The 23,937-nt window shown below is 49.1% G+C and carries 25 protein-coding genes; 7 read left to right on the top strand and 18 right to left on the bottom strand.

Annotation, left to right across the window (positions count from 1 at the left end; genetic code table 11):
* Nucleotides 1-7: 7 nt before the first annotated feature.
* The 13 genes from OFAG_RS00125 to malQ all read right to left on the bottom strand — a co-directional run bounded on the left by OFAG_RS00125 (nucleotide 8) and on the right by malQ (nucleotide 15,363).
* Entirely contained in the window at nucleotides 8-1,528 is a 1,521-nt protein-coding gene (locus tag OFAG_RS00125; RefSeq protein ID WP_231371640.1) for a DNA methyltransferase family protein, read from the bottom strand.
* A gap of 311 nt (nucleotides 1,529-1,839) precedes the next feature.
* A complete protein-coding gene (locus OFAG_RS00120; RefSeq protein WP_005878530.1) occupies nucleotides 1,840-2,550 on the bottom strand; it encodes a thiol:disulfide interchange protein DsbA/DsbL in 711 nt (236 codons plus the stop codon).
* Nucleotides 2,551-2,552: 2 nt separating this feature from the next.
* A complete protein-coding gene (locus OFAG_RS00115; protein ID WP_005878532.1) occupies nucleotides 2,553-3,095 on the bottom strand; it encodes an SPOR domain-containing protein in 543 nt (180 codons plus the stop codon).
* A gap of 7 nt (nucleotides 3,096-3,102) precedes the next feature.
* Nucleotides 3,103-4,818: an arginine--tRNA ligase gene (gene argS / locus OFAG_RS00110; protein ID WP_005878534.1), complete on the bottom strand. Its 1,716-nt coding sequence runs from the start codon at nucleotides 4,816-4,818 to the stop codon at nucleotides 3,103-3,105.
* Nucleotides 4,819-5,011: 193 nt separating this feature from the next.
* Nucleotides 5,012-5,536 (bottom strand): Spy/CpxP family protein refolding chaperone, encoded by a 525-nt coding sequence (locus tag OFAG_RS00105; RefSeq protein WP_005878536.1) that lies wholly within the window; start codon nucleotides 5,534-5,536, stop codon nucleotides 5,012-5,014.
* Nucleotides 5,537-5,750: 214 nt separating this feature from the next.
* Nucleotides 5,751-6,524: a fumarylacetoacetate hydrolase family protein gene (locus OFAG_RS00100; protein WP_005878538.1), complete on the bottom strand. Its 774-nt coding sequence runs from the start codon at nucleotides 6,522-6,524 to the stop codon at nucleotides 5,751-5,753.
* A gap of 283 nt (nucleotides 6,525-6,807) precedes the next feature.
* The gene (icd, locus tag OFAG_RS00095) at nucleotides 6,808-8,061 is read right to left on the bottom strand and encodes an NADP-dependent isocitrate dehydrogenase (protein WP_005878540.1); all 1,254 of its coding nucleotides are present in this window, start codon (nucleotides 8,059-8,061) and stop codon (nucleotides 6,808-6,810) included.
* Nucleotides 8,062-8,121: 60 nt separating this feature from the next.
* A complete protein-coding gene (secF, locus tag OFAG_RS00090) occupies nucleotides 8,122-9,063 on the bottom strand; it encodes a protein translocase subunit SecF (protein ID WP_005878542.1) in 942 nt (313 codons plus the stop codon).
* A gap of 42 nt (nucleotides 9,064-9,105) precedes the next feature.
* Entirely contained in the window at nucleotides 9,106-10,977 is a 1,872-nt protein-coding gene (gene secD, locus OFAG_RS00085) for a protein translocase subunit SecD (protein WP_005878544.1), read from the bottom strand.
* A gap of 62 nt (nucleotides 10,978-11,039) precedes the next feature.
* Nucleotides 11,040-11,366 (bottom strand): preprotein translocase subunit YajC, encoded by a 327-nt coding sequence (gene yajC / locus OFAG_RS00080; protein ID WP_005878547.1) that lies wholly within the window; start codon nucleotides 11,364-11,366, stop codon nucleotides 11,040-11,042.
* Nucleotides 11,367-11,556: 190 nt separating this feature from the next.
* The gene (gene tgt, locus OFAG_RS00075) at nucleotides 11,557-12,684 is read right to left on the bottom strand and encodes a tRNA guanosine(34) transglycosylase Tgt (protein WP_005878549.1); all 1,128 of its coding nucleotides are present in this window, start codon (nucleotides 12,682-12,684) and stop codon (nucleotides 11,557-11,559) included.
* An 18-nt stretch (nucleotides 12,685-12,702) separates the two neighbouring features.
* Nucleotides 12,703-13,734 carry a tRNA preQ1(34) S-adenosylmethionine ribosyltransferase-isomerase QueA gene (gene queA / locus OFAG_RS00070; RefSeq protein WP_005878552.1) on the bottom strand — a complete coding sequence of 344 codons (1,032 nt, stop codon included), beginning with the start codon at nucleotides 13,732-13,734 and terminating at the stop codon, nucleotides 12,703-12,705.
* A gap of 78 nt (nucleotides 13,735-13,812) precedes the next feature.
* A complete protein-coding gene (gene malQ, locus OFAG_RS00065; RefSeq protein WP_261798473.1) occupies nucleotides 13,813-15,363 on the bottom strand; it encodes a 4-alpha-glucanotransferase in 1,551 nt (516 codons plus the stop codon).
* 119 nt (nucleotides 15,364-15,482) lie between these two features.
* Between malQ and recG the strand changes: the two genes are divergently transcribed.
* The 5 genes from recG to OFAG_RS00040 all read left to right on the top strand — a co-directional run bounded on the left by recG (nucleotide 15,483) and on the right by OFAG_RS00040 (nucleotide 19,580).
* Nucleotides 15,483-17,507, top strand: a complete 2,025-nt coding sequence (recG, locus tag OFAG_RS00060; protein WP_020994645.1) for an ATP-dependent DNA helicase RecG — start codon at nucleotides 15,483-15,485, stop codon at nucleotides 17,505-17,507.
* A 53-nt stretch (nucleotides 17,508-17,560) separates the two neighbouring features.
* Nucleotides 17,561-18,418 carry a 4-hydroxybenzoate octaprenyltransferase gene (gene ubiA / locus OFAG_RS00055; protein WP_005878558.1) on the top strand — a complete coding sequence of 286 codons (858 nt, stop codon included), beginning with the start codon at nucleotides 17,561-17,563 and terminating at the stop codon, nucleotides 18,416-18,418.
* 112 nt (nucleotides 18,419-18,530) lie between these two features.
* A complete protein-coding gene (locus OFAG_RS00050) occupies nucleotides 18,531-18,854 on the top strand; it encodes an ElaB/YgaM/YqjD family protein (RefSeq protein WP_020994644.1) in 324 nt (107 codons plus the stop codon).
* A gap of 13 nt (nucleotides 18,855-18,867) precedes the next feature.
* Nucleotides 18,868-19,233, top strand: coding sequence for a phage holin family protein (locus OFAG_RS00045; RefSeq protein ID WP_005878561.1), 366 nt, complete (start codon nucleotides 18,868-18,870; stop codon nucleotides 19,231-19,233).
* 20 nt (nucleotides 19,234-19,253) lie between these two features.
* The gene (locus OFAG_RS00040; protein WP_005878563.1) at nucleotides 19,254-19,580 is read left to right on the top strand and encodes a hypothetical protein; all 327 of its coding nucleotides are present in this window, start codon (nucleotides 19,254-19,256) and stop codon (nucleotides 19,578-19,580) included.
* A gap of 36 nt (nucleotides 19,581-19,616) precedes the next feature.
* Here OFAG_RS00040 and OFAG_RS00035 read toward each other — a convergent pair whose 3' ends face one another.
* On the bottom strand, nucleotides 19,617-20,336 hold the full coding sequence (locus OFAG_RS00035) for a YggS family pyridoxal phosphate-dependent enzyme (RefSeq protein WP_005878565.1): 720 nt from the start codon (nucleotides 20,334-20,336) through the stop codon (nucleotides 19,617-19,619).
* Nucleotides 20,337-20,373: 37 nt separating this feature from the next.
* Between OFAG_RS00035 and OFAG_RS14505 the strand changes: the two genes are divergently transcribed.
* Nucleotides 20,374-20,769, top strand: a complete 396-nt coding sequence (locus OFAG_RS14505) for a PP0621 family protein (protein ID WP_051346978.1) — start codon at nucleotides 20,374-20,376, stop codon at nucleotides 20,767-20,769.
* 684 nt (nucleotides 20,770-21,453) lie between these two features.
* On the opposite strand, the gene OFAG_RS14500 is transcribed toward OFAG_RS14505, so the two are convergent.
* A complete protein-coding gene (locus OFAG_RS14500) occupies nucleotides 21,454-21,696 on the bottom strand; it encodes a GNAT family N-acetyltransferase (protein ID WP_196806209.1) in 243 nt (80 codons plus the stop codon).
* A 308-nt stretch (nucleotides 21,697-22,004) separates the two neighbouring features.
* On the opposite strand from OFAG_RS14500, the gene ampD reads away from it, so the two are divergent.
* Nucleotides 22,005-22,598: a 1,6-anhydro-N-acetylmuramyl-L-alanine amidase AmpD gene (gene ampD, locus OFAG_RS00020; RefSeq protein ID WP_005878567.1), complete on the top strand. Its 594-nt coding sequence runs from the start codon at nucleotides 22,005-22,007 to the stop codon at nucleotides 22,596-22,598.
* A gap of 7 nt (nucleotides 22,599-22,605) precedes the next feature.
* On the opposite strand, the gene OFAG_RS00015 is transcribed toward ampD, so the two are convergent.
* The 3 genes from OFAG_RS00015 to OFAG_RS00005 form a co-directional block, all read right to left on the bottom strand.
* Nucleotides 22,606-22,908: a DUF167 domain-containing protein gene (locus OFAG_RS00015; RefSeq protein ID WP_005878573.1), complete on the bottom strand. Its 303-nt coding sequence runs from the start codon at nucleotides 22,906-22,908 to the stop codon at nucleotides 22,606-22,608.
* Nucleotides 22,905-23,450 (bottom strand): YggT family protein, encoded by a 546-nt coding sequence (locus OFAG_RS00010; protein ID WP_005878575.1) that lies wholly within the window; start codon nucleotides 23,448-23,450, stop codon nucleotides 22,905-22,907. Before OFAG_RS00010 ends, OFAG_RS00015 begins: the two co-directional genes overlap by 4 nt.
* Before the next feature lie 247 nt (nucleotides 23,451-23,697).
* Entirely contained in the window at nucleotides 23,698-23,907 is a 210-nt protein-coding gene (locus OFAG_RS00005) for a hypothetical protein (RefSeq protein WP_040719244.1), read from the bottom strand.
* Between the last annotated feature and the right edge of the window lie 30 nt (nucleotides 23,908-23,937).

Here is a 23,937-nt window from a genome sequence, read left to right as displayed (position 1 = left end):
CAGACGGTTAGACCATTCTTTCGATCAAGTCGATTTCATCGGGATTTAATCCGAACAATTCATAAACAAGCAGATCAATTTCCTTTTCCGAGCGCGCAATGTCGGCGTTCATATTGAAAACCTTGTTTCTTTCCTGATAAAAATAATCGTTCCAGAGCTGAATGTCGTCGGCTGGAATATCCGTTTTGAAGGAATCGACGATTTCGGAGCGGAAAGTGTCGAATTCCAACGAAAACCAGTTGTGGAGCCGTTGCGTCAATGTCGATGAAAGGCCTTCGGGGAGCAGATTGTAAGCTGTCATTCCACGGAAGTGCTTTATCAGGTCGTTCCTCGTCAATACGGCGTCGTGACAGAAGTCCGAGAGCTGGCCCATTCGACCCCGAACCAGACCCGGTGCATCAGGAATTGGCAGATTTTCAATTTCCCTCGCGGAGAGTTCATACGTTCCGTCCGGTTTTTTAAGGGAGCTGTTTCTGATCAGATACCAGAGAACCGATGAATTCAGGAGTGCCACCAGATAATAATCGGATTCGGTCGTGTAAAAGCCCGTATGGTCGTAAACCCCACCGTTTTTATCGATTGCAAAGGTCGGATTGTGCGAGTGTTCCGAGAATCCCAGTTTTGTTGCGAACATGCTTTCCGGATGCGCGCTGACCTGCTCTAATTCATACCATTTCTGGGAACCTGCCCTTTTTTCAAGTTGTTCCTTGAAAGGCATCAAATGATTTTTGATGGCGGGATAATTTTCAATATCGTAGAGATTTTCAGGGGTGTAAATCAGCCAGAGTGATCGGGAATCGGTCAGCCATTTGTCCAGATCGGCTTTGTCAACGTAGGGTTTGAGAATATCCGCAGAGCGGGGGTCTTCCTTGATAAGGCGGTCTTTTGTCGCCTCGTCAATGACAAAAGCGGCATCCAGACCTGTTACGATTCCACGGTGTACCGGCCCATACATTTCTTTCAGAGTCTGGTAGGAAGTCCGCAGTTTCTCATTCAGGAAAAGTACCGCGCTTTCATGAAGCCACTTTGCCGTTTTGCCAGACAACAGATTGATTGCATTCAAGAGCAGGTAAAAACGGGAGAAGGCCGTTTCATTTTCAAGCATTTCACTTAAAACGAAGCGCTCACAGATCTTGTTCTTGCGATTTTTGGGGTACAGCCTGATTTCGTTCAGATCGGTCAGAAGATAAAAACCGTCTTTTTCCAGTTCGGTAAATTTCCAGGCTTCGTCCTTGAAGTTCTTTTCCATTTCGGACGAGATTCCCGATTCTTTCCCGGCAGATTCAGCCAGTTTTAGTGCCGCTACAGCATTTTGATTGGCCGGTTTGAACTGACCCAAAAGCAGATCGAAGAAATGGTCTGGAGTAGTATCCGCTTTGATGGTGATAGTGTTTCCGGAGGCGTTGTAACCCAACAGTTTTTCCAGAATTTCAGCAGAGAAAGCTGAAATCTGGGAAGCCTTGTCTTTTTTGTTGAGCTCGTCAAGACGATCAACCCATGCCTGTAAGATGGCTTTTTGGGAGTCCAAACTCAGTTGCTTTAATCCGGTTTCTAAAATTTGCGTATGGAAAAGTGTTTCTGAAAGATTGTTGCGATTATTTTCCATCGATTTGTCCCGTTAAAAAGTAGTTTGAGGTCAGAAAAAAGTTTAACTGTTTATATATTATAAAATATGAAAATCCAAGCAATTGTACAAAACATTAAGAGCCTGGCGGAAATTTGGCGCTCTGCTCATTCAGCTCTTGCCATCAGGAAGGCCTGCGATTCCGGCAGTAAAAGTACAGTCTGGCATCCGGATTGCCGCTGAAGGAAAAATGCATGGATGAACTCATCGGCAGATCATTTCTTTTGTGATGTGTTCGATTTTCTGGCAGAAGATTTTTCTTTTAAAACCTTGTTGACAAGTACATCCATGACTTTCAGGGTTTGCGTGTGCATTTCCTCTTCGGAAAGATCCATGTCGTTCCCCGAACTGACAATGGCGGGAGAAGTAAGGTATTTTCCGTCGATAGCGATCATCGGAACCCCTTCGATCTCATAGGCTGTTTGCATTTCGACAGCCTTGCTGCCTAGCATTTGTACATAAAAAGAATTGTACATTTCAGTGAATTTTTTCCGGTCGACTCCGTTTTTTTCAACGAAATCAAAGATCTGTTCATCCGTTCTCAGCGGAAGCCGCTGGACCTGTACAGCATCAAAGATTTTGTGATGGAGTTCATTGGTCAGTTCGTCCATGGCAGAAAGTGTATAAAACATTTTCTGGTGGAGTGTCATCGATTCGCTGAATTTGACAGCTACTCTTTTGAAGACGACATTTTTCTTATGCTTTCTGGCCCAGTTCGTCAGGGCCGTATCGAACGCATAACAATGTGGACAAAAATAACCGAAAAATTCGATAACTTCGACTTTATCTCCACTGTGAGTCGGCTGAGGTACTTTCAGCATCTGATAATCGACGTTTTTTTGGGGATTGGAGGGCAATGCAATAGCGGATGCTGCCATGAAACTGACCAGCATGACAGCTATCCATCGGGAAAAAAGTTTGACCATGTTTATTGTTTAACCGGACGTGTTACTGTTGTGTTGATACCGTTTTGCTTCAATCTGTTTTGGACGCTGTTGACGGTATTGCCTTTATATGGGCCCAAGCGTACACGATAAATATTTCCTGTGTTTGATGAGGCTTCAGAAATGTGGGACTCGAATCCAAGCAGAGCCAGATTGCCCCGCATGTTTTCCGCTTCCTTCTTGTTCCGGAACGCTCCCGCCTGAAGATAACAAACAGTCTTGTCTTCCGGAGTGAGCGGTTGGACAAGCGGAGCGGCAGTTTGTTCGGCCGGTGAGTTTACTGAGTTGTCTGTAAAGACAGGCCTGTTTGTGTCTCCTTTTCCGTACAGCGCCTGATTAGGGTCGCTTGCCGGTGCGCTTACGGTTGATGAAACAGGAACATTTTCAGGCTTGTCCTTGCGTCCTGCAAAGGGAATCGGGGTTTTTGTGACCATGAGCGCGACAACAACCGCGATAACAAGACCGGTAATCAGTCCTGCTATAAAACCGGCCAGAGTGCCGCCTTTTCGTTTTTTCAGAGTTGCCATAGAAAACTCACATTTTTACAGGGGCCGACACGCCCAGAAGCGCAAGTCCGTTACGCAGAACTTGCCGGGTTGCCTTTAACAAAGCCAACCGGGCCAGTTTCGTCGGTTCATCGTTGACAAGAAAACGTTCGGCATTGTAATAGCCGTGAAGTTCTCCTGCGAGTTCACGTAAATAAAAAGCAACCAAATGAGGGCTCAGCTCGTCGAGAGCACGGACAAGGATATCGGGATAATCGGCCAGTTTGGTTAACAAGGCGTTTTCATGTGGGGAAACCAGCGCAGAAAGGTCGGCGTGTTCCAGAACCGATTCATTGCCTCCCCATTGGGAGAAAACGGAACAGATACGTGCATGGGCATATTGCACATAATAAACCGGATTTTCATCCGAACGCGATAGCGCCAGATCGACATCGAACACGAATTCCGTATCGGCCTTGCGGGAAATCAGAAAGAAACGGACTGCATCTCTACCCCGTTCGACGTCACCTGCACCGGACCATTCTATAAGATCGCGAACGGTGACGTAAGAACCGGCACGTTTGGAGATTTTGACTTCGGCCCCGTCTTTCATGACAGTAACCATCTTGTGCAAAACATAATCCGGAAAACCGGGAGGAATGTCTTGATTGACCGCTTGTAGCCCTGCACGAACACGGGCGACCGTACCATGATGATCGCTGCCCTGAACATTGATGACCTTGTCAAAACCGCGTTTCCATTTGTTGATGTGATAAGCTACGTCCGGTACAAAATAAGTGTAAGTACCGTCCGTTTTTCTCATGACCCGGTCTTTATCGTCGCCATATTCCGTTGTCTTTAACCACAAGGCGCCTTCGCTTTCGAAGGTTTTCCCCTCCTTTGTGAGCGTATCGACCGTTTCCTGGACTTTTCCATCCCGATACAATGAAGACTCGAGGAAGAAGTTGTCGAAATGAATGCCGAAGGCATTGAGATCGTTGTCTTGTTCCTTGCGCAGATAGGCAACTGCAAATTCCCGGATCGATTTTAAATCCTCCACATTTCCCGAGCCGGTAACCGGTTGGCAGTTTCTTGCTTCAAGCGTTTTTCCTGCCAGAAAATCGGCAGCGATATCGGCAATGTAGTCACCGTTATAAGCACTTTCGGGCCAGCCGGCATCGCCCGGTTTGAGGCCTTTTGCGCGAGCCTGAACAGACAAGGTCAGGTTTTCGATCTGTACACCCGCATCGTTGTAGTAAAACTCACGGGTAACGCTGTAGCCCTGTGTTTCAAACAGCGTCGAGATGGCATCGCCCAGGGCGCCCTGACGCCCATGTCCGACATGTAACGGGCCAGTCGGATTGGCGGAAACGAATTCAACCATGACTTTTTTTCCAGCGCCCTGATTACCGAATCCGTATTTTTCCTTCTGTTTTATAACAGTCTTGACAACGCTTTGTTTGGCGGAAGAAGTCAGGCGAAGATTGATGAAACCGGGGCCCGCTATCTCGCCCGATTCAATGAGCGATTCGTGCTCGGGATTGGACAGAACGGAAGAAAGAATGGTTTGCGCAATTTGGCGCGGGTTTTTTTTCAGAGGTTTGGCCAGTTGCATCGCAATGTTACAGGCAATGTCTCCATGCGAGGCGTCCCGGGGTCGTTCGAGAGATACGGAAGGATGTTTGTCCAGGTTTTGGCCTTCTGTCAGGGAATCGACAGCTTCCCTGAAAAGGTTTGTAATCAGTTGTTTCTGTTGTGCGAGCATGAAAATGGAAAAAGCAGTCTTTGATTTAAAAAATTCGGTGATGCCTTTTCAGGCAGTAATGAGAAATTATACTGTTTCGCCTGGATTTAGGGGGCATTGCCGGAGGTCTTTTAATGAAGAGGAAAGACAGTAACAGAAAAAACGCCTGACCGAAATCAGGCGTTGGAGCAGGAGAGTCATGAAAAAGATGAAATCATCTCATCGGGCCGCCACGACGGAAACGGGGAGAGTACATGGATTCGCTGTCGAAAATCTTTTGTTGTTCCGGGGTCAGTTTGGCGTAAAAGGTTTTCAATGCCGCCAGTTGGGCAGACATTTCTTTTTCACGTGTGTTCATATGGTCGATCATGGCCTGTAACCGTTCCGGCGCCGTCATTTTTTCGAGATTGGCACGATACAAGGGTTTCCATGAATCGATGTTTTTATCGCTGATGGCCAAATAGGCTGTCCAGGCTTTTTCCTGTTCCGCATTCAGTTTCAGCTTGTCTTGCAAGGCAGCACGGCGCTGATGGTGATATTCTTTCCAGCGTTCATGATGGCTGCGATAAGAGCCGTCATGATCGGCATAACAGTTTCCCGGACCGCCGCCCATCATGTACATGGGACAACCGGCATAGCCGTCGCCAGCCGGCTGGGCAAGGGCGTTCGTTGAAAAACAGACAGCACTGAATCCCAGGGCAGCAACACCTGCCACAAGATACTTGTTCAGTTTCTTCATACATTTTCCTTTCAGGGCGAATTAAGAGAAGGGCATGGAAACAGTATAAAGTGCCCGGCTTATGTCTGTAAGGGATTGGACAAACTAATGTGTAACAGTTTGTTTCGCCTGATTTGGGTCAAGTTAAAGGAAAATAACGACAAATTCTTGTGTAATGGCGAAGAAAAAACGGCAAACAGCGTCCCTGCTGTTTGCCGTGCAATCTGAAAAGGAATCAGGCTTCGTATTTGTTGACAAGATGTCCAACGCCGTCAATAACCACTTCAACCGTACTGCCCGGTTTCATGGAGCCAACGCCGACGGAAGTGCCACATGAAATAATATCGCCGGGTTCAAGGGTCATATCGTGGGAAATCATGCTGACCAGTTTGAACGGAGGGAAAATCATGTCGCTGACGGGATAATTCTGGCGTTCCTGGCCATTTAAGATGGTCTTGATAACCAGTTTGTTCGGGTCGTCGATGCCGGAAACGATACCAGGGCCGAAAGAACCGAAAGTGTCAAAGCCTTTTGCGCGGGTCCATTGAGCGAAAGTGGGATCTTTCTGGATCAACTGGCCTGCCGTTACGTCGTTGGAACAGGTATAACCGAAAATATAATTTTTCGCGTCAGCTTCGGAAACTTCCTTGCAGCGTTTGCCGATGACAATGCCCAGTTCGCCTTCGTAAACGACCTTGCCGTCATAAGAGTTCGGTTTCTTGACGATATCGCCATCGGCGATATAGGAAGTGCTCGGTTTCAGAAGATAGAGCGGTTCTTCAGGAACGGCTACACCCAGCTTGTTTGACAAGGCATAAAAGTTATTCCACAACAGGATCATTTTGCTGGGCGAACAAGGAGTCAGCAACTTGACGTCAGCCAGTTTGACAGACTCGCCGGCCGGTTGGGGATTGTCGAACATATTGCCGTTGTATACAGCAATCGTATCTCCGTCAAGAGTGCCGAATTTCACTGCATCGCCTTGTTTAAAGCGTACCCAAGTTTTCATCTTCTCTCCTTAGTAAACATTCAAGTACCGTTTTCAGGTACCCTGAGTATGGTATTCCGTAAAATTGAAACCGACGTGCCCGGTTATGGACGGACGATAGTTATAACTAACAAGCGGTTAAGATGGATCATCATAACCGAACTGGTGAAAAATTTGTATCGCGAATAAAAGAGTTTTCGTTTTTTTATCGTAAAAGTGTACCCGGAAGAAACGGGAAACAATCAAACAGAACGAAAAACCAGAAAACCGGACGAATTGAAGGCAAATCGTCCGGTTTCGGTTTTTACATCATCGAAATCATGATATCGCCGAATTCGGAAGTCGAGACTTCCCTGGCGTTATTCATCAGGCGGGCAAAATCACTGGTAACCTGTTTTGACGAGATGGCGTTTTGCATAGCTGCAATGACCAGATCGGCTGCTTCAATCCAGCCGATATGACGCAACATCATTTCAGCGGAAAGGATCAATGAACCCGGATTGACATTGTTTTGTCCGGCAAGGGATGGCGCTGTACCGTGCGTCGCTTCAAAAATGGCGACAGAATCCGAAATGTTGGCGCCGGGAGCGATACCGATTCCGCCTACCTGTGCGGCCAGTGCGTCAGAAATGTAATCTCCGTTCAGATTCAGGGTCGCCAATACACTGAATTCTGCAGGGCGCAAGAGGATTTCCTGAAGAAAGGCGTCGGCCAGCACATCTTTGATCACTATTTCTTTCCCGGTTTTGGGATTTCTGAATTTGCACCATGGGCCTTTGCCGATGATTTCGGCCCCGAATTCCCTTTTGGCCAGCGCATATCCCCAGTCGCGGAAGCTGCCTTCCGTAAATTTCATGATATTGCCTTTGTGAATCAGAGTCACGGATGGGCGGTCGTTGTCGATGGCATACTGAATGGCTTTGCGCACCAGTCGCTCGGTGCCCTCCCGTGAAACCGGTTTAACGCCGATTCCTGAGGTTTCGGGAAAACGGATCTGGCTGACTCCCATTTCCTTGACCAGAAATTCAATAACTTTTCGGGCTTCCGGCGACCCTTCCGGCCATTCGATGCCGGCATAAATGTCTTCCGTGTTTTCACGGAAAATGACCATATCGGTTTTTTCCGGTTCGCGCAGAGGTGATGGGACGCCCTGGAAATAACGTACGGGACGAAGACAGACATACAGATCCAGGCGCTGCCTCATGGCAACGTTCAGCGAACGAATGCCGCCGCCGATCGGGGTAGTCAAAGGGCCTTTAATGGAGATAACGAATTCTTTCAGGGCATCCAGAGTTTCTTCCGGAAGCCAGACGTTTTCCCCATAGACTTTGAGGGATTTTTCTCCGGCATAGACTTCCATCCATTCAATTTTTCTTTTCCCCGCGTAGGCTTTTTCGACAGCGGCATCGATAACTTTGCGCATGACAGGCGTAACGTCGATACCGATGCCGTCCCCTTCGATAAACGGAATGATAGGATGATCGGAAACGTTCAGCGAAAAATCCGGATTGACCGTGATTTTTTCACCGGACTGGGGGATTTGAATATGTTGGTACATCAGATTCTCCGGATAAAAACAATTTCTAAAATCGTAAATTTATAACAGAATGACGGTTAATCAAACTACGGCACCGTCGGTATTGCCTCTTTCCTTGACGGGTTTGACCAGATCTTCGCGTTTGATGCCCAGCCACATGGCCACTGCCGCTGCCACAAAAACAGAAGAATAAATGCCGAAACAGATACCGATTGTCAGGGCAAGAGCAAAATTGTGAAGGGTTGGGCCGCCGAAAATCAGCATGGACAATACCATGAGCTGGGTTGAACCGTGTGTGATGATCGTTCTGGAAATCGTGCTGGTAATGGCGTGATTGACGATTTCCATAACTGAGGCTTTTCGCATTTTGCGGAAATTTTCACGGATACGGTCGAAAATAATAACCGATTCGTTGACTGAGTATCCCAGAATGGCCAATACGGCAGCCAGAACCGAAAGCGAGAATTCCCATTCGAAGAAGGCGAAAAAGCCGAGAATAATGACGATGTCGTGCAGATTGGCGATGATCGCCGAAATCGCGTATTTCCATTCGAAACGGAAAGCCAGATAAATAATGATGCCTATGACGACCATGGCAAGGGCCATCAGCCCGTCATGTGTCAGTTCATCTCCGACTTGAGGTCCGACAAATTCGACACGCTGCAGACGGGCATCAGGATTTTGCGCCAGCAGGGCCGTCATTACTTTTTCACTTTGCTGGGCCGATGTCAGATCTTTCTGGACAGGCAGATTGATCATCACATCCTGGGCCCGGCCAAAATTCTGGACCTGAAAGTCGTTTCCGAAACCCAAATCGCGCACGGTATTGCGAATGCGATCGAGGTCCGCTGCATTTTTGTAGCTGACTTCCATCACTGTCCCGCCGGTAAATTCCACAGAAAGGTGAAGTCCCTTGTGCCACAGGAAAAAGACTGCGGCCAGAAAAGTGATAAGCGAAATGATGTTGAAAATCAGCGCATGGCGCATGAAGGGAATATCTTTTTTAATCCGAAAGAATTCCATGTCGTATCCTGTGTTTAACGGTAAATAGGTTCTGTTCTTTTATTACTTCTTGATGCCGGCGTTGTCGGCAGGTCTCCATATCTGTCCGATAGACAGGGAGGTCAGTTTCTTTCTTCTTCCATACCAGAGATTGGCAAGCCCACGGGAAACAAAGACCGAGGAAAACAGAGAGGTCATGATGCCGATGACGTGCACGACGGCAAAACCGCGGACAGGGCCCGATCCGAATATCAGAAGGGCGAGACCGGCGATCAATGTCGTGACATTGGAATCCAGAATCGTGGCCCATGCATGTCCGAAACCGTTGGCAATGGCAGATTGCGGGCTGCTGTTCGCTCTCAACTCTTCACGTATGCGCTCATTGATCAGTACATTCGAGTCAATGGCCATACCGAGCGCCAGTGCAATAGCCGCGATGCCGGGCAAGGTCAGGGTGACTTGCATGAGCGACAGAATGGCAATCAGCAACAGCACATTGACCGACAGGGCGATAACGCTGAAAAAACCGAAAACCAGATAGTACAGAATCATGAATATTGAAACGGCAACGAAACCGTACAGGGTCGAGAAAAAGCCTTTGGTGATGTTTTCAGCACCCAATTGAGGCCCGATAGTCCGTTCTTCGATAATGTGCATGGGCGCTGCCAGGGAACCGGCACGAAGCAGGAGTGCCAGATCGGTCGCCGCTTCCGGCGTATCCATGCCGGTAATCTGGAATTTGGAACCGAGTTCGTCACGAATCGAGGCAACGGTCAACACTTCTCCCTTGCCTTTTTCAAACAGGACAATCGCCATCAGTTTGCCGATTTTTCCGCGGGTTGCCTGGCGCATTTTCCGGCCACCGTCGCCATTCAGATCGATGCTGACGGCAGGTTGCTGATACTGATCGAAGCTGGCGGAAGCATTCGAAATATATTCACCGGTTAAAACGGGTTCCTTGTAAAGAATGACCGGCGTGCCCTTGCCTTGTCTGAAGAGTTCCGATCCCAGCGGAACGGCAACACTTTCTTCCGTACCGCGCGTGATGGATTCGTCTACCATCCGTACTTCGAGGGTAGCGGTTCGGCCGATAATGTCCTTGGCGCGGGAAACATCCTGAACGCCCGGCAACTGGACGACGATTCTGTCGGCTCCCTGCTGCTGGATCACCGGTTCGTTGACGCCCAGTTCGTTAACCCGTTTGGAAAGGGTCGCAATGTTTTGTTTGACACTGTTTTCTTTCACTTGCTTGATGGCTTCCGGACTCAGGGTAAGGATCAGTTTGTCGCTGCCGGTTTCTTCGCGCACGGTAATGTCGGACATCTGGCTCTTCAGTACTTTTTCCGCGCGCTGGCGTGTCTGTGGATCGTTGAATTGCATTTCAACCGAATCGCGGGCGCGTACCAGTCCGGAGTAGCGGATGTTGTTTTCCCGGAGAAGATTTCGGGCGGAAATCTGGAGCCCCTGTATTCTGGAATTGATGGCGGCTTCCACATCGACCTGCATGAGAAAATGAACCCCGCCCCGAAGATCGAGACCCAGATACATCGGCAGAGCGTGCAGGCTCTGGAGCCATTGCGGCGTGTTGGGCAACAGGTTGAAAGCGATGCTGAATGTCGGATCGTCCGGGTTGGAATTCAGTTTGCTTTCCAGGATTTCTTTTGCCCGGAACTGGGTGTCGGTAGTCGTAAAACGAACCTTGACGGTCGAATGCATGCCGCTGGCGTCAAAATAAATGCCGTCGACCGGGACATTGTTGTCTTTGAGGATTTGTTCTACCTGATTCATCATTTGTGTATCGATCTTGACAGTAGACCGTATGCTGCTGATTTGAACGGCAGGCGATTCCCCGAAAAAGTTCGGCAGGGTGTAAATGATGCCGAACAGAATGGCGGCAACGATAAGGAGGTATTTCCAAAGTGGGTAACGATTCATGATTTAACGTCGGAATGCATTGATCTGATGCAGGCAAAAAGACGGTTGCAATGTCGTGCTTGTCAGAGTGTTTCGATAGTGCCGTTGGGAAGCAGGGAAACGATAGAGGCTTTTTGGATGATGATTTCCGTTCCCGCAGAAATTTCCAGTGTGATAAAGTTCTCGGATACTTTCGTGATTTTTCCGACAATACCACCCGCTGTGAGGACTTCGTCGCCTGCTGACAAAGCGCTTAGCATGTCACGCTGTTCTCTCTGTTTTTTCTGTTGTGGCCGTATCATCAGGAAATACAACAGGACGAACATGAGTAGAATCGGAAGAAAACTTCCTATACTGTCCAGCGAGAATCCGGAGGCAGCGGATTGGGCGTAAGCATTGGTGATAAACATGTATTCTCCAGTTCGGATTGGGTTTTAACTCAGGATTCTAGCACCATGTGCCCGGTTTTCATGCATTTGTGCCGTTTGTAAGGAAAACGGACATTCAATTGGCAAAATCCGGGGTTTTGGGCAACGGAACCCGGCAATACAACAATTTGAAAAGTTGAGTTCCATCATTTTTCCATCATAAGAACTTTGTTCAGAAGCCTCTTTGTCGTTCCGCATGAAACTGTGCAGTAAATTCGGCAAAACGGTTTGTTTCAATGGCCTTCCGCATTTCACTCATCAGCTGCAGGTAATAATGCAGATTGTGAATCGTACTTAACTGGGCGCCCAGAATTTCGCCGACACGATTCAGATGATGCAGGTAAGCACGGGAAAAATGACGACATGTGTAACACTGGCAAGTTTCATCCAGAGGACGCCGGTCGTCCTTGTACCGGGCATTGCGTAGCCGGATATCGCCGAATCGTGTGAACAGCCAGCCGTTTCGGGCATTCCGGGTCGGCATGACACAGTCGAACATATCGATGCCACTGGCAACGCCGGCTACCAGATCTTCGGGCGTTCCGACGCCCATCAGATAATGTGGCAGATTGTCCGGCAGACGGGGGCCGATGTGTTTCAGTATCCGGAACATTTCATCCTTGGGTTCACCTACTGAAAGGCCGCCGATGGCTATGCCGTGAAAACCCATGTCGGTCAGTCCGGCGAGAGATTCGTCTCTCAAATCGGTATACATGCCCCCTTGTACAATACCGAAAAGGGCATTGGGATTTGCGTTATTTTCGAATTCCTGTTTCGAGCGTTGTGCCCAGCGCAGAGACAGACGCATGGATTGGGCCGCTTCGTCTTTGCTCGCAGGCCGGTCGTTAATCAGGTAGGGCGTGCATTCGTCGAACTGCATGACGATATCGGAATTCAGAACATGCTGGATCTGCATGGAAATTTCCGGAGACAGAAAAAGCCGGCTTCCATCGATTGGGGAAGCGAATTTAACGCCTTCTTCACTGATTTTCCGCATGGCTCCCAGCGAAAAAACCTGAAATCCGCCTGAATCGGTCAATATCGGGCGGTTCCAGCCCATGAACTGATGCAATCCACCGAACTGCCGGACAATGTCGAGCCCGGGGCGCAGCCAGAGATGAAAGGTATTTCCCAGTACAATCTGGGCGTTGATGTCGTTCAGGTTCGACGGAGACATTGCCTTGACCGATCCGTAGGTGCCAACCGGCATGAAAATAGGTGTCTCGACCGTGCCGTGGGCCAGTTTCAGGCGCCCTCTTCTGGCGTTCCCGTCAGTATTTACAAGTTCGAATTCAAGCATGTCTTTTTTGTCGTTAACTCAGGCGGAATTTCCGGTTCGGCATTGCAGCAGCATGGCATCGCCATAACTGAAAAAGCGGTATTGTTGCGAAATGGCATGCGCATAAGCCTTGCGGATCAGTTCATATCCGGCGAAAGCGGAAACCAGCATCAGAAGAGTCGATTTCGGCAAGTGGAAATTGGTCACCAGCCAATCGACTGTGTTGAACCGGTATCCAGGAGTGATAAACAGCGATGTTTCGTTGCTCCCTGCCACCAGTTGTCCGGTTTGCGAGGCGGATTCCAGTGCGCGCAGACTGGTTGTTCCCACTGCCACCACCTTGCGTTTGTTTTCCCGGGCGGTTTTGACGGCGTATACCGTTTCTTGTGGGATGGTATACCACTCTGTATGCATTTTATGTTCATCCAGATTTTCACTTCTGACAGGCTGGAACGTTCCCGCACCGACATGCAGGGTAAGATAAGCTGACCGGATCCCTTTTTCTTCCAGTTTTCCCATCAGTTCCTCATCGAAGTGCAGGCCCGCGGTCGGGGCCGCTACCGCGCCAGGCTCTTTGGCGAAGACAGTCTGGTATCTTTTCTCGTCGTATGCGTCGGCGGTTCTTGCAATGTAGGGCGGCAGTGGCAAATGTCCATGATGGTCGAGAATGGAGAACAGATCGGAAGGAAAATGCAGTACATAAAATTCTCCTTCCCTTCCCTTTACACTTACTTCCAGTTCATCATCAATAAGAAGGAGACTGTTTTCTTTTGGCGATTTTGATGCCCGGATTTTTGCCAGTGCCGTCCGGTTGTCGAGAATGCGTTCGATCAGTATTTCGATTTTTCCGCCGGTTTTTTTGGCTCCGAAGAATCGGGCTTTCAATACTTTTGTGTTGTTGAACACCAGGAGGTCGTCCCTGTCCAGATAATCGATCAGATGATCGAAACGGGAATCGGCCAGTTTTTCATCTCTGGCAATCAAAAGACGCGAAGCGCTGCGTTTTTCCAGAGGGAATTGGGCGATTAATTCCTCCGGCAGTTCGAAATCGAAATCGGAAAGTGAGTACATAAAAAAGTTCGTCTGTGAAGACGGCGAATAAAACCGGGAATGAAATGTTCTGAAAAATCGCCAGTATAGCCGTGTTTATTACCGAGAATAAGACCGTCCGTAAATTTCCGTTATTTCAGCCAGATAAGCGGAAGGCCAGGATTCGACCTGTTTCCAGGCAAAACGCCATTCCCACGATCCCGTTTTTTCTCCAGGCCGGTTCATTCGCGCAGAAGAATCCAGTCCGAGGATATTCTGATAAGGTGTCAGGGCAAGTGCGGCCGTGGAAGCCCAGGCGGCCCGGATCAGGTCCCAGTTTATCCAGTCCCCGCTGACACTCAAATAACGCCGCGCGAAATCGCGATCTTGCTCGGGCAAGGTATTCCACCATCCCTTGATGGTGTCGTTGTCGTGTGTGCCGGTATAGGCAACCGTATCGTGATTGTAATGGTAGGGAAGGTAAGGGTTGGCAGGATTGCGATCGAAAGCGAATTGCAAAATGCGCATGCCCGGCAATTCGTATTTCTTCCGGAGCTCATTGACCTCGGGAGTGATTACACCGAGATCTTCGGCAATGAAACGCAATGGCCCGAATTCTTTTTTCATTGCATCGAAAAACGCGTTTCCCGGGCCGGGCATCCATTTCCCTTCGGCAGGAATTTCGGTATCCGCCGGAATGGCCCAGTATGCCTGAAACCCCCTGAAATGGTCGAGCCGGATATAGTCGTAGGTATCCATCATGTGTTTCATGCGTTTCAGCCACCAGTCATAACGGGTTTCGGCATGCCTGTTCCAGTGATACAAGGGATTGCCCCAGTGCTGACCGCTATCGCTGAATTTGTCGGGAGGAACTCCCGCAACAGCAAGCGGATAGCCGGAACTGTCCAAATCGAACAGTTCCGGGTTTGCCCAGACGTCCGCACTGTTTAAAGAGACAAAAATCGGGACATCACCGATAATATCGATTCCTTTGGAGTGAGCGTAGGAACGCAGGGCTGTCCATTGTTCGTGGAAACACCACTGGCAGAATTTCCAGAAATGGATTTCATTAGGGTGTCCGGATACAAACGCGTCGATTGCGGCAGGCTGCTGTTTCGCGAGCGGTTTGGGCCACTCTTGCCAGATGGCGCCATATACCTCGCTGATTGTTTTGAAAAGCGCATAGGATTGCAGCCAGAATCCGGTTTTGTCGCAGAAATTTTCGAAAGCGAGGCGCGCCTGTTCGCTGGCGGACTCCCGGAAGCGGCTGGCGGCCAGTTTCAGTCGGGATATTCTGAAAGCAATAACGGCCGGAAAGTTGACGCGATACTCTTCGAAAGAAGCGTCTGGAACCAGTTCTTCATCTTTCAGCCAGCCGGCCTCACGAAGCGCATCAAGTCCGATCAAAAGAACATTTCCGGCAAAAGCGGATGGGCTCATATAGGGGGAGTTGCCGGCGCCGATGTCGCCGAGCGGAAGCATTTGCCACAATGACTGGCGGGCAGATGAGAGCCAGTCTACAAAATAATAGGCATTGCGACCGAAATCGCCGGATCCAAAAGGGCCCGGCAGAGAAGTGGGATGAAGCAGAATGCCGCAACGGCGTGTCAGTTTCATAGTCGTTTCTGTCCGGAATGAATGACCTGTTTGTGATGAAAAACCAGATACGATGATAACGGTTTAACATGCTTAAAGAAATGTTTGGGAAAATAAGTTACCGATGAATTTTAAAAAATATTGCCGGAAGGAGTGTGGATGGACCCTTATCAGGCAGCTGTTTTCAAACGATCATGAATAAACTGGAACGTCTGGGCATACGGACGGATATGGAGACAGCGCTTCATTTGCCGTCACGCTATGAAGATGAAACGAAACTGACGAATATTGCGGAAGCGCTGTTTCGCCGGATAGGGCATGCGCAGGTCGAAGGAGTGGTGACGGCCTCTGAAATCCAGTATCACCCCAGGCGGCAACTCGTCGTGTTTGTTTCGGATGGAACAAGCCAGCTTGTTCTACGGTTTCTTCATTTTTATGGCAGCCAGGTAAAACAGCTTGCCGTAGGAAAACGGATCCGTGTACGTGGCGAGTTGAGACAGGGATACAATGGTGTCGAAATGATTCATCCCGCCTACCGTATTGTGGATGAAAGCACCCCGCTTCCTGTCGCACTGACACCGGTATATCCCACATGTGACGGCATATCGCAGAATTATTTGCGCAAGGAAATCGGCGCTGTCCTGAAACGGCTGGATTTGTCCGACACTTTGCCGGAAGCGTTGCTTGCGGAACTGGAGTTGCCCCTTTTTTCCGACGCTATCCGGTTTTTGCACAATCCGCCTGCCGGCGTTGATGAAAATGCATTGCTCGACCGTTCCCATCCTGCATGGAAACGTATGAAATTCGATGAACTCCTTGCGCAGCAGTTGTCGATGCGGCGTGCGCAGATTGCCAGACGTCGTCAGAAATCCCATCCTCTGGAAAAGACAGGAGAGCTGACGGAACGGTTTGTACGGAGTCTGCCGTTCGCTCTGACGCATGCACAACAAGAAGTGTTAGCGGAAATAAGAGAGGATATGGGCAGGGCATTCCCGATGCAAAGGTTGCTTCAGGGCGATGTGGGTAGCGGGAAAACGGTTGTGGCGGCGATTGCCGCCTTGCTGGCAATCGATAATGGTTTTCAGGCCGCGATGATGGCGCCGACGGAAATACTGGCCGAGCAGCATTTTGAACGATTGTCCAGTTGGATGAAACCTCTTGGGCTCTCTGTAATAGGGATAAGCGGCAGCATGAAAAAGAAAGAAAAGGATGCCGCCTTATCCATGATTCAGACTGGGCAGGCGCAGTTTGTTATTGGAACGCATGCCCTGATCCAGGATGCTGTCCGGTTCGCAAATCTTGGGTTGGTCATTGTGGACGAGCAACATCGTTTCGGTGTCGGCCAGAGGCTTGTTCTGCGTAACAAGGGAGACCTTCATTCAGCCATTCCCCATCAATTGATGATGAGTGCCACACCGATTCCGAGGACGCTGGCCATGACGTTTTACGCCGATCTGGATGTGTCGGTTATTGCCGGTTTGCCTCCGGGGCGAAAACCGGTCGTCACAAGGCTGATCGATCAGGAACGCAGAGATGAGGTAATCGCACGGATACATGCGGCAACCCTGGACGGACGTCAGGTCTATTGGGTTTGTCCGTTGATTGAAGAATCCGAAAGCCTCCAGCTTCAGACAGCGGTTGATACCCATGCGGTCCTGGCGGATGCCTTGAAAGGATTATCCGTCGGGCTGGTGCATGGGCGGATGAAACCGGTGGAAAAACAGCGTGTCATGTCGGATTTTGTGGATGGCCGAATTCAGGTGCTCGTTGCCACAACCGTTATTGAGGTGGGCGTGGATGTGCCGAATGCGTCTCTAATGGTCATTGAACATGCCGAACGTTTCGGACTGTCGCAACTTCATCAGTTAAGAGGGCGCGTTGGCCGTGGTGATGTAGACAGTGTCTGTCTCCTCATGTATCAGAAACCGCTGGGTGAAACCGCCCGGCAAAGGTTGAGGACAATGCGTGAAACGAATGACGGATTCATTATTGCCCAACGCGATCTTGAGATTCGGGGACCCGGGGAGTTTCTGGGCTCCCGGCAATCGGGGCAGGCCATGTTGCGGTTTGCCGATCTTGAAAAGGATGGAGAGCTGATCGAAAAAGCAGCGAGTCTTGCAGAGGCGCTTTTGACAAAGCGTTTCCCGGATTCAGATAAAATCATGACAGCGCACTTGACACGCTGGCTCGATTACAGGGAAGAATTCCTGAATATTTGAATCCCACCGGAGAAGCGCCTTGCTGACGTCGGTTACATAACAGGAAAAACGCCATGGAAAACCGTTTTTTGCTTTACTTGCGTCTGATCCGGATGGACAAGCCGGTCGGTACCTTGTTGTTGTTGTGGCCTACCCTGTGCGCCTTGTGGATTGCCGCGGAAGGAAAGCCGTCCGTTACGCTTGTCGTTATTTTCTGTCTCGGTACCGTATTGATGCGTTCAGCCGGTTGCGCCATCAATGATTTTGCAGACCGGGATTTCGACCGGCATGTCAAAAGAACAGCGAAACGTCCCCTGACGTCCGGAAAATTGAAACCGTCCGAGGCAATCTGGGTGGCTGTTGTCTTGTCTGCATTGTCTTTTCTGCTCGTATTGCCCTTGAACAATTTGACGATCGGTCTATCAGTCGCAGCAGTTCTGATCGCCGGGACTTACCCGTTTTTCAAACGCTTTTTCGCCTTGCCTCAAGCTTATCTGGGTATCGCTTTCGGCTTCGGTATTCCGATGGCTTTTGCTGCCGTCCAGAATCAGGTTCCGCCGATCGCATGGCTTTTGTTATTAGGCAATGTCTTCTGGGCTCTGGCATACGATACTGAATATGCCATGGTAGACCGTGACGACGATTTGAAGATCGGCATTTGTACCTCCGCCATTACCTTCGGCCGTTTCGATGTGTTGGCTGTCATGTTCTGCTATCTCATAATGATGTCGATTGCTTTGTTTGCCGGTTGGCAGCTCCAGTTTGGAGGCTGGTTCTTTGCGGGATGGTGTGGCGCACTCTTTTGTGTCGTTTATCATTTCCGCTTGATCAGAAACCGGGATCGGGATGGCTGTTTTCAGGCATTCCGGCACAACAACTGGTTGGGGGCATTTATATTTGCAGGCATTGCGCTGGACTATATGTTGCGTTAAGGTTTATCCTGTGAAAAGGCCATGAAATTTTGGTAATTGTCGTGTTTGTCTGTTAAATCGTTTATGGATGGAAAGTGGCTTTTCACTCAACTTTGACTGGAAGGAAAAGGATATGGAAATTCTGGAAAATGCCGGACAATCCGGCGGCAAAATAATGGGCAGTCTGAAGTCGATTATCAGCGATGCTGAAAAAGTGTTGGAAAACAGTACTCATCAGGGAAGTGAGAGTTATCAGAACGCCAAAAGAAAGCTGGAGTCGACCATTACCGATGCCAAATTCGCTCTCCAGGAACTGGAAGAGGTTGTGGTAACCAAAGCGAAGGATGCGGCAGTATGCACAGCGGAATTCGCGAAAGAGCATCCCTGGAAAGCGGCCGGGATTGTCGCTGCCGTTGGCGTTCTGGTTGGCCTTCTGATTGCCCGGTCGAAGAAGTAAGCCAGACACGCGTATGGCAGTGGTCGATAATTTTGCAAAGGTGGCAAGTACGGTACTTGCCATCCTGAAAACCCGATGTGAATTGGCGGCAATCGAGCTGGAAGAAGAATGGATCCGGCTTCTTGCGTATCTGTTACTGTCCCTGTCGGCATTGTTTTGTCTTGCCCTGACGGTTTTGCTTGCCGTCATTCTGATTATCGTGCTTTGCTGGGATACGTATCGTATTGCCGCAATTGTCGGGTTAATGGTTTTTTTTGGTGCGATAGCATGTGTTATCGCCATAGGGGTGCGACGCAGTTTCAGCAGAAAACCGAAACTGTTTGAATTGACTCGTCAGGAAATAGCGAAAGATATCGACCGTCTGACGCCTTCTGCATAATAACCGGGGCATTTCACATCATGGCCAAATCAACCAGAAAATTGACACAGCGCAAAGCGGAACTGCTAGTCCAGAGTGCGCTGTTACGGGAAAAGCTGGCAGTCGAGGTTTTGTCCGCGATGCAAATGCCCGATTTCGTCATGAAAGGGCTGAACATATGGAATGGATTCAGTCATATCCGTAAAAAACCGCTCTTTATCGGTACGCTTGCCTTGTCTTTTCTGGCGATCAAACCCCGCCGGCTGATTTCATGGCTGGTATCGGCAACCGTCCTTTTCAAGACATGGCGGCGTTTCAGTCCTATCGTTACGCCACTGATCGGTTTTCTGGCCAGACGCAAAAAATAAACAGGGCCGCTTTTACGAAACCTTCAAAAAATTTCATTATCTGGAGTCCTTTCGCGAAGAATAATTTCTTTTACCGAAAATGGCAGTGCCGATACGTACGGTTGTGGCTCCCTCTTCTATGGCTGCGTCCATATCATCGGACATGCCCATGGACAGCGTATCCACATCGTATCCGGCCTTGCGTAGTTGATTGAACAGTACTTTCATGGCTTTGAAAGGCTCGCGCTGTCGGTCGGGACTGGATTCCGGTTCAGGAATAGCCATCAAACCGCGCAGTTTCAAACGCGGCATTGCGGAAACGGTTTTGGCCATGCCGAGCAGATTTTCCGGATGAATGCCGCTTTTACTGGCTTCACCGCTGATGTTGACCTGAAGACAGATGTTTAAGGGCGCCAGAGCAGCCGGTCGCTGATCGGAAAGTCGTCTGGCAATTTTTTCGCGATCCACGGAGTGGACCCAATCGAAATGTTCAGCAATGGAACGGGTTTTGTTGCTCTGAATCGGACCGATAAAGTGCCATTCCAGTTTCAGATCCGGCCGGCTGGCGCGAATGGCAAGGATTTTACTGACCGCTTCCTGTTCGTAATTTTCCCCAAAAGCTTTTTGGCCCGCATCGGCGGCTTCAAGGATGGCGTTTGTGGGTTGTGTCTTTGAAACGGCCAGCAAATGCACGGTCGAAGGATTGCGTTCGGTTGTCCGGGCAGCTGATTGGATACGCTGCCGGATTTCTTGCAGATGGTCACTGATGGTGGACATGATTGAAAAAGCTTGAATAAAATGAGTTTGGCCTGATATGGTTTCCTGTCCATTATATGACGAACGATTCGGTGATACCCTGATAAAATGTCGTCAAAACAGTCAGGGAAAGGTTGCCTGGACTTTGAAGCGGAGAAAGAAAATGGCCTGGATGTGGTTGCTTGTGTTGGTGCTGGTTGTTGTCGCCGTTATCGTGAAACTGCGGCGGAGTTCCCGTATTTTCATCATTCGCCAGCATCTTCAGCGTAGTGAGAGTCCTTTTCAAAATCCTCTCTCTCCTTCGCGTCCGCATATTCAGCGGCGCGATGAGGTGGAGCATATGGTCTGTTGTGAAGAATGCGGAATTTATATTCCGGACTCGGAAGCCCTGGTGCATTCCGGAAAAATATTCTGCTGCCGGGAACACAAGGCAGCTTACTTTTCAAAACACTAGATTCTGTCACATCAATAATTGTTGACCCGGAATCTGTAAATGTCCACTTTATGTCGTTGGCCGGGAGTTGTTGGGGCCGATACGGCATCAGAACGTATTTTCTCACGGCATGTTGTTTTTCATTCATCTTGGGCTTCTTCGGGCAGCGCCTAGAACAAGGCCATTGTCCATGTTTCCCCAGAGACGATGAGGACAACATTTTCCCTTTACGGGAATCAAACGGTTCTGGATAGCGGCGAATGACAAGGCTCCAGCCCCTTCAGCCAGAATTTTCTGTTCGTCCAGTCAGGTTACGATCGCTTTTTTGATCTGTTTTTATCGACAGTAATTGTCCTATCCACGTATTTCCGCGTTAAATCGAAGAGGATTGTGCCGGGCATCTGGACTTTGACACCATCTGCGATAGTAGGTAATTTCGACAGAGAACAATATGTCCGGTATGAATTGACCTGGTTTTCATCCGGTTGAAAATGTTACTTATTAAGGCTATCGTTTCGTTTTGAAAATACAAGCAGGAAACTGGATTGGTTTACAGACAGGTTTTTTGGTGAAAAATCTGTTGTATGGAGGTCGCAAAACAAATAATGGAGATATCGCTTTTTTGTCCTTACTGACCGACGAGAATTGTTGAAATTACAATGCCGCCGTTTTCCTGAACGGGACGGCTCAAGTCGCTTTCGTCTTTTAGGACCGATAAATACAATGGAGCATTTTCAGCTTGTAACCATCCTTGATCGTCTCGCCGATCTTTTTCATGCCGTTTTTGACGGCAACTTTCTGAGAGGGAATATTATTGTCTCGTATAATGGAACAGACCACCCTGCACTCCGGAACGTCAAAACAATATCGTTTGCAGGCTGATGCGGCTTCAGTGGCATAGCCCTTAGCCCGGAAATTCCGGTTGAACAGATAACCGATTTCATACACCTCTTTCCTCTCTCATTTTTGCAGGGTAAGCCCGGGTTGGCCGATGAGTTCGCCGGCAGATTTAAGGATGTGCCCATTCCAAACCTGTCTGACCAGTGCGTTGCCGCTGCCTGTCAGGCTAGAGGCGGACTTCTTCGTCCGGGAAAACGTGTTCATAAGCGTATATGACCGTTTCATCCTGCAGGATTTTGCACAGATCGGAGTAATCGTCTTGTCTTGGTTTATATAAATAAGTCCCACGGTTTCCAGAATCATTTGAAAGAACAGAGAAAATGGTTTTAAATGAAGATCCTGTTTCCTGAAAGTGTATGCATATGAATATCGACAAGGAAGGCTGGTGTCAGGAGGCAAAACGGCTGGTTTCGCCGAACCAGAATGAGCGTCCCCTGAATCAGACGATTGATTTGCTTGTTATTCACAATATCAGCTTGCCCCCCGGTGAGTTCGGTGGTCATTGTATTGTGGATTTGTTTCTCAACCGTCTGGATTGTAACCGCCATCCTTTTTTCGAGCAGTTGCGTTCGCTGAAAGTATCGTCGCATTTTCTGATTGACCGAGACGGTGCGTTGATCCAGTTTGTCTCTACTGAAAAACGGGCATGGCATGCAGGCGTTTCCTCGTATCGCGGACGCACGGGCTGTAACGATTTTTCCATTGGTATTGAAATTGAGGGAACCGATTACGAGCCGTTTATGGCGGCCCAATACGATACCCTGGTTTTACTGACAGAAGCTTTGTGCCAGCGTTATCCTCTTCAAGCGGTGACAGGACACCAGCATATTGCGCCTGAAAGGAAAACCGATCCGGGCCCGTTTTTCAACTGGGCCCGTTATCAGGAAAAGCTTGAGAAAACGGGAGGTTTGATTTCCCGAACTGTTCCGTTCGAATTCTGGATCACCTAGTATTTATTCAGGCAGGCTGAAGCTGTTTTACGATATCTTCCTGTGAGCGATCGGAAACAATCACTTCCAGCAGTTTACGTTTGTTCGCCAGACCATGTGTAATGCTTACCTGTTTGCGGGGCACGCGCAACTTTTTCGCCAGCAACTGAACCAAGGCTTCATTGGCTTTTCCATCGACAGGTTGCGCTTGTAAACGGATACGCAGCGTTTCTCCTTCACTGGATACAATTTCGGATTTTCTCGCGTTCGGAATGACTTGTACGGCAATCCGGTACCCTTCTTTTGTTTTCGACAGCCACAGTACGTTCATATCAGATTCGACAGAATAAGGTTGGTGATGATTCTGGAGAGGATCTGAAGCAGAAAAAATGCGATCAGGGTAGAAAAATCGAAACCGCCGAATGTCGGAAGAATCCGCCTGATCGGGTGCAATAGCGGTCTATTCATATCTTTTACAAATGCCGCAATCGGGCTATAGGGGTTGACCCAACTGAAAATGGCCTCAATGATCAGCAGTCCCATCAATCCATAAATAACCCAGTTCAAGAGGGAAAGCATTGTCAGAAACAGCACGATTTTTGCTGAAAAGTAATTGATCAGCCAGGTATCAAACAAAGCGGAAATAACGGCCATTAGAATAGCCGCAAGCAAAGTCGACCAGTCGTATCCGGCCCAGCCGGGAATGACTTTCCGCAAGGGCTTGATGAGCCAGTCAGTCAACAGGAAAAGAAGGTGGGCGATTTGCAGGGGCGGTCGTGCACGAACAATTTGTGTCCAGAAGCGGAGAAGAAATACACCGCCCAGTATGGTTGTGGCGGCATCGACGATCATTTTCAAGACACTATACAGCAAACTGTTTCTCCTTTTTCGTTCGTTTTTGTCATTTTACTGGTTGTAAGACAACGCTTCGGCACCAGTCTGGCAGAGACAGCGTTTGATGTTTTGATCATTTGCCAAGCAGGATTAATGGCTTTTCCTGAAAAAGGCCATGCGGATTCTGAAGGGAGTATATTACTGATGAGGGAATAAAAATACAAACGCCCGAGGTAATAGGGGGAGAGGGCGTTTGTATAAGTTGAGAGAAAGAGAGGCAGTGGAGTCAGGAGCGGGATCGGGCCTGCTGTGCGGCACTGGCATGCTGATTGGCATAAGACTGATGAGCGGCTGCCTCAGCCTCACCGACCTTGACCGGATAGCCCATCTTGGACAAGACCGACCCCAAAGCCGACAAACACAACATGACATTGGCCGATTGGGCCGTATACCCCATCAAACCGAAACGCCAGACCTTGCCCGCCAACGGACCCAACCCTGCCCCGATTTCCAGGTTGAATTACGG

This window comes from Oxalobacter paraformigenes (assembly GCF_000158475.2).
GTDB classification, from domain to species: Bacteria; Pseudomonadota; Gammaproteobacteria; order Burkholderiales; family Burkholderiaceae_D; genus Oxalobacter; species Oxalobacter paraformigenes.
The sequence above is the reverse complement of the archived record's forward strand: the minus strand, read 5'-3'. Positions and strand labels throughout refer to the sequence as shown.